5 protein-coding genes are annotated in these 5,583 nt (G+C 60.6%); 2 read left to right on the top strand and 3 right to left on the bottom strand.

Annotated elements, in window-relative coordinates; all coding sequences use genetic code 11:
* The first annotated feature begins 431 nt into the window (after positions 1-431).
* Positions 432-989, top strand: a complete 558-nt coding sequence (locus tag I71_RS11370; RefSeq protein WP_049976046.1) for a hypothetical protein — start codon at positions 432-434, stop codon at positions 987-989.
* Positions 990-1,039: 50 nt separating this feature from the next.
* Here I71_RS11370 and I71_RS38255 read toward each other — a convergent pair whose 3' ends face one another.
* Positions 1,040-1,291, bottom strand: a complete 252-nt coding sequence (locus tag I71_RS38255; protein ID WP_159107370.1) for an integrase core domain-containing protein — start codon at positions 1,289-1,291, stop codon at positions 1,040-1,042.
* Between the two features lie 521 nt (positions 1,292-1,812).
* Positions 1,813-2,877: a threonine synthase gene (locus I71_RS11360; RefSeq protein ID WP_244433769.1), complete on the bottom strand. Its 1,065-nt coding sequence runs from the start codon at positions 2,875-2,877 to the stop codon at positions 1,813-1,815.
* A 457-nt stretch (positions 2,878-3,334) separates the two neighbouring features.
* Between I71_RS11360 and I71_RS11355 the strand changes: the two genes are divergently transcribed.
* Complete coding sequence (locus tag I71_RS11355) at positions 3,335-4,582, top strand: Rieske 2Fe-2S domain-containing protein (protein ID WP_042694970.1); 1,248 nt, start codon at positions 3,335-3,337, stop codon at positions 4,580-4,582.
* Positions 4,583-4,641: 59 nt separating this feature from the next.
* On the opposite strand, the gene I71_RS34930 is transcribed toward I71_RS11355, so the two are convergent.
* On the bottom strand, positions 4,642-5,583 hold a 942-nt coding region (locus I71_RS34930), incomplete at its 5' end, for a prohibitin family protein (RefSeq protein WP_211098374.1).

Raw genomic sequence — 5,583 nt, 5'->3', positions numbered from 1 at the left:
GACCAGACACCGGCGCCAGGAGTACGCTTCTTGACGCACGGCGAAGACGCTTTCTCCCTCGTCTGCATCGCGGGCGACCGCCACCACTCTGTCGGCGGACAGATTGGAATCAGGAGCCGTTGCCGCTCGGTGCCCCGTCCGAAACTGCTGGTCTACAACCCGCTGCCGTCGCTTCCTCCAGAGGAGCGCAACTGGGCGGAGGCGCGGTCGTCGTACTCCTCGCTGGCCTCAATGGCGTCCGGGAAGGGGGCGGTGACGGGCGCCATGGTAATCGCATTGTCCTCGATCGACCTGCTCCAACTCGTCCATCAAGCATCTGAGTCCGGCAGCCCAGCGGGGTTCTGGAACGCCCTTCTCGCGGATCTGGAGCGAACACCGGCATCGCCGGCCACCGCGAATGGATTCGCCCCGGACACGGAAAGGTAGACGCCATGTCCAAAAGCAGCTCACCCATCCGGGCCGGCGCGATGGTGTTCGCCATGGCGTTCGTCGGCTTGGCCTCCACTGCCGGGCATACCGCGCGCTTCGTCAACAGTTTCATCGCATTCGAAGCGCCGTCCGGCTGGACGTGCAGTCTCGAAGGTCCAGAGGATGTTGCGGCCTGGGTGTGCGTAGACGCCGCCCAGGCGGGCACCCGCGATGCCATCATCGTCCTGACTGCCAAGCATCGCGGCGACGGAGACCGGCTCGACCTCTACCAAGACCATCTCTCCACGCCGAGGGCCGTTTCTGACTCCGAGGGGCGGCCGACCGGCCGGATGTCCCGCGTCAAATTCGTCCGTGAGGACATAATCGCTGACCATTCCTGGGTGCACGGGCGCCATTACGAATCCGAGGTGCCGGGGTACGTCACCGACTACTTCGCGACCGTCAAGAACGATATCGCGATCGTTGTCACCTTCAGCGCCCACCAGTCGGTGTTCGACCTTTACTATGCTCGCTTCTACCCGTCGATGGCCACGATCGAGGCCCGCTCTCCCCTCCCATGAGAGATGCCAAGAGACCAGATCGATCTTGCCCAGGTTCGGTGGACATGGGTTCACGCGGATTTCCGCTCGGCCTGTTCGGGGGTGGTATATCCGATAGCCGAATGGGCGCTTTGGCGATTGCAGCATGTTTCGATGTCGGCGAACGCCTGCCGGCGGGCTTGGTCGCAGGTTTCAAACCCAGTGCGGTGGACCAACGCGACACTGAGAGTGCGGAAGAAGCTCTCCATGGGAACATTGTCGATGCAGCATCCCAGGCGCGACATGGACTTCCGCATGCTGGCCGCCTTCAACGGCGCGCACATGGTCGAGCACCCCCCAACGGTCCTCCGGGTCGCCAAATCGAGGACAGGCGCCAGACAGAACCAGCCGCCTGCTCGTCCGGCTTCGCCGGCATGGCGGTAGCGGATACGGCAGGGGCACCGGACCGTGAGCGCCGCGGCGGGCCTTGGGCTTGAACTCATCCGTCATGGACCGCCTCGTCTTCGTCATCAGACACCTTCCCGCTGGACGCGAAGCTCAGCTGAGGTGCCACCAAACCGGGGCAAAGTCACCTTAGCCATTACTGGATACCGTACTGCCTCATGCCGCGTATGTCGGAATTGGAAGCACGTCTGCTTTGGCCCGACACCGCCATCTCGCCAATGCCGTCAAAACGTGGTGAAGTCGATCGGCCGATGCTGATCGAGCGTCCGGTGAACCGGAGGCAGTGGATATTTCAGTCCGGTGGCACAGTTGAACAGAACCACCCGTTCATCCCGGCGTACCCGGCCATCGCTCAACGCCTTCTTGTAGGCGGCATAGGTTGCCGCCCCTTCCGGACACATCAGCAGGCCGGCCAGACGCGCCGCTTCGTCACGGGCGTCGCCGATGGCACCGTCATCGACAGCATGGCGAAGCCGCCACTTTCGCGCAGCGCACGCAGAATCAGGAAATCGCCGAGCGCCTTCGGCACCCGGATGCCCGATGCCATGGTATGGGCATTCTCCCACCGTTCGGCATGGTCGGTCCCGGATTCCCAGGCCCGCACGATGGGAGCGCAGCCAGCGGCCTGAACAGCCACCATGCGCGGCCGTTTCGAGCCGATGAAACCGGTTGCCTCCAACTCCTCGAACGCTTTCCACATACCGATCAGTGCGGTACCGCCGCCAGTGGGATAGAAGATGACATCGGGCACATCCCAGCCAAGCTGCTCGGCCAGTTCCAGCCCCATAGTCTTCTTCCCCTCGACCCGGTACGGCTCCTTCAGGGTGGAAGCGTCGAACCAGCCGGCCTGCGCCTTGCCATCTGCGACGATCCGGCCGCAATCATCGATCAGCCCGTTGACCAGATAGACCCCGGCACCCTGAGCGCCCATTTCCGCGACATTGACCTTGGGGGTCTGGTCCGGACAGAAGATCGTCGACCGGATACCGGCCCGGCTGGCATAGGCGGCCAGCGCCGCCCCGGCATTGCCGTTGGTCGGCATCGCCATATGGCTGATGCCCAACGATTTCGCCATGGATACGGCCATGGCCATGCCGCGCGCCTTGAACGAGCCGGTCGGCAACCGTCCCTCATCCTTCACCAGCAACTCGCCACCGCCCAGCCGGGCAGCCAGTTCAGGGAGCGGCACCAGGGGAGTCATCATCTCGCCCAGGCTTACGATGTCGGCCATTCGGCGGACCGGCAGGAATTCACGGTAGCGCCACAGATCGGCCGGTCGGCGAGCCAGCTCGTCCCGGCTCAGCACCCGCGCGATGCCGGGCAGATCGTAGCGAACCAGCAGAGGCTTGCCGGCTCGCGACAGGTTCTGAATGGTGTCGGCGGGATATTGTTCGCCGGTCAATGAACATTCGAGATGGGTGACGAAGCTGGAATGTTCAGTTCTGGAATCATTCTCGCGATGCAATTTGGCCTCCTTCGCAGCCGAATTTTCTTCGAGCTTTTCTTTCAACAAATCACAAACTGCTAATTATTAAATGGAAAACCATCAGAATATCTGATATATAAATCAATTTCTTGCAAAATATAAATTAATTCTTTATGGATGACCCACTATTCAATAAATATAACATGGCATCTCCACGAAAATTACTGAGTATAATTTTTTTATACGTCGTGTATGCTTTTGATTGAACTGAATATTGCGGAACGGCGCGGGGATATACACGGTCATGATCGCAAGGATCGCTGCACATTCGGATTGTCCAGACAAAATGAAATATGCTGGCATGCCAGATCAAGCATCATAAAAGGGTATTCACGATTTTGATGAATTATTTTGCGCGAACACACTTATCTTATGCAACCTATTTATTGTAGAAATGGCCCATCGCTACCGCCACATCAGAGGGAGCCATCGGCACATGACGACAATCGACCAACCCATTGACGAGGGAACCGCCTACGGTATGGCGGAACCCAGCTATAATCGCGATCTCGTCGAAACCGGGCGCGGCACCCTGATGGGTGAACTGTTCCGGCGCTATTGGATTCCGGTCGGCCTGTCATCGGAGGTGACCGACACGCCGCGCATGGTCCGGATCCTGGGCGAGGATCTGGTTCTGTTCCGTGACCGGCAGGGGCGCGCCGGCCTGCTTTATCATCGCTGCATGCATCGTGGCACAAGCCTCTATTATGGCCGGGTCGAAGAACAGGGTATCCGCTGCTGCTATCACGGTTGGCTGTTCGATGTGCAGGGCCGGTGCGTCGAACAGGCCTGTGAGCTTGAGGGGGGGCGTCGTCTCGAACGCTACCGCCAACCCTGGTATCCGGTGGAGGAGCGGTACGGACTTGTCTTCGCCTATATGGGCCCGCCCGACAGGAAGCCGGTTCTCCCCCGGTACGAGGAGCTGGAAAATCTGGCCGAGGACGAATTCCTGGAAGCCAACGGCGACAGCCTGAATGGCGGCGGCCCACCGATCATCGATTACAACTGGCTGCAGAATTTCGAGAATTTTGCCGACTCGCCACACCTGATGTGGCTTCACATCCTCCACAGCGGCCCGCAGTTCGGCGACCGCAACCGCCTGTCCAAGGCCGGTGCCACGATCGACCCGCATCAGGTGTTGAAGGCACTGCTATGGGAAGAGACACCCAACAGCGTCAAGTCGGTGGCGCTGGAAAAGCGTCCCGACGGCACCGTTTTCCGCTATGTGATGCAGCTCATGCTGCCGGCCGTGCGCGCCGTACCCAATCCCCTGGAAAACGCGGCACTCGCACGGGCCGGCACATCCATCGCCTGGCTGGTGCCGCTCGACGATACCCATCACCGCATTTTCACCGTGGCCCGGGTGAAGCAGACGGGCGCCGTGGGGGCCAACAGCCTGCGCATGAACGGGAAGCTCTGGAAGGAGATGACGGAGGAGGAACACCGGGCCTACCCCGCCGACTACGAGGCGGAGCTGGGCCAGGGACCGATCACCTTCCATTCGGAAGAACATCTGGTGCAGGGCGACCGCGGCGTGATCATGTTGCGCAAGCTGCTGCTGCGCGAAGCGCGCCTGGTTGCTGAGGGCAAGGACCCCGCAGGGGTTTCCTTCGATCCCGCGACTGCGCCGGTCAAGCTGGAAGCCGGGCTGTTCCCGATCGTCACCCCTGAACCGGTGAAGTGACGGATATTGCGGATGGCGGCAGCGATGATCCGCCATCCGCCCCCAGGTCCCGTCCGGCACTATGGAGTGCCGGGCAGGATGGTGCTGCGCAGCTTCTGCTCGATCACGGGGATGATGGTCTTCAACGTGCCGACCACCGTCCCGGTGCGCGGTGCGTCGGGCATATTGTCCCGGACCGGAACTGCCTGATCGTGAATGGGCGACATATCGGATCCGCTTTCGCCCCCCCTGGCCTCGCTGTTCTTTGGCGGAGGCGCCACAGGATTGGCGGATTGCGACGGCGTGACGGCGGACTCGAAACCGCCCAGGATCAGCGGAAGCCCCTTCTCGCCCTGGCCGATGACCACGATCTTGGAATTCGGCGATTTGGAGAGCGACACCGTGGCATCGATGCCTTTCCACTTGAGGTAATCCGGCGAAATGCCGGACGACACCGTGTCCTGGAATTGTTTGATGCCGCGCGCCTCGATCGCTTTACGCTCAGCCTCCTGCTGTTCCTGTTCGAGGATGAATTTGTAGCGTTCCGACTGTTGCTTGGCCACCAGCTTCTGCTGGATCGCCAGACTGACCAGTTCCGGCAGGTTGATGGAAGTCATCAGGACATCCACCAGGATGATCGCCGAGCCATCTTCCGAGATTCCACCATGCCGGACGATGAACTCTCTCAGGTCGTTATCGATGTATTCCGAAGTCTTGGCAATAATCCCTTCCTGAATTTTTTGCCGGTTTCTCAGAAGTTCGATGGCATTGTATTGAATTATTTCATGGCGGGCGATCGAACCGACAGTCGGGATAACGATGACCTCCTCGTAACGCTGGCCGACCGCCTGCTGCAGTGCGGCGAGATGCGCCCCGTTCAGCCGGAAGCGGATGGAGAAGGTCACCTGTACCGACAGGCCGTCCGCAGTCAGCGCGTCATAGCTTTGTGTCGTTTCCTTGATGCGCAGGTCATACAGCGTCACCCGGTCCCAGGGCATGACGATCTTCATCCTTCGCCGATG

The sequence above is a fragment of the Azospirillum sp. B506 genome (genome assembly GCF_000333595.1).
Classification (GTDB): domain Bacteria; phylum Pseudomonadota; class Alphaproteobacteria; order Azospirillales; family Azospirillaceae; genus Azospirillum.
This window is presented reverse-complemented; position numbering and strand designations above follow the sequence as displayed.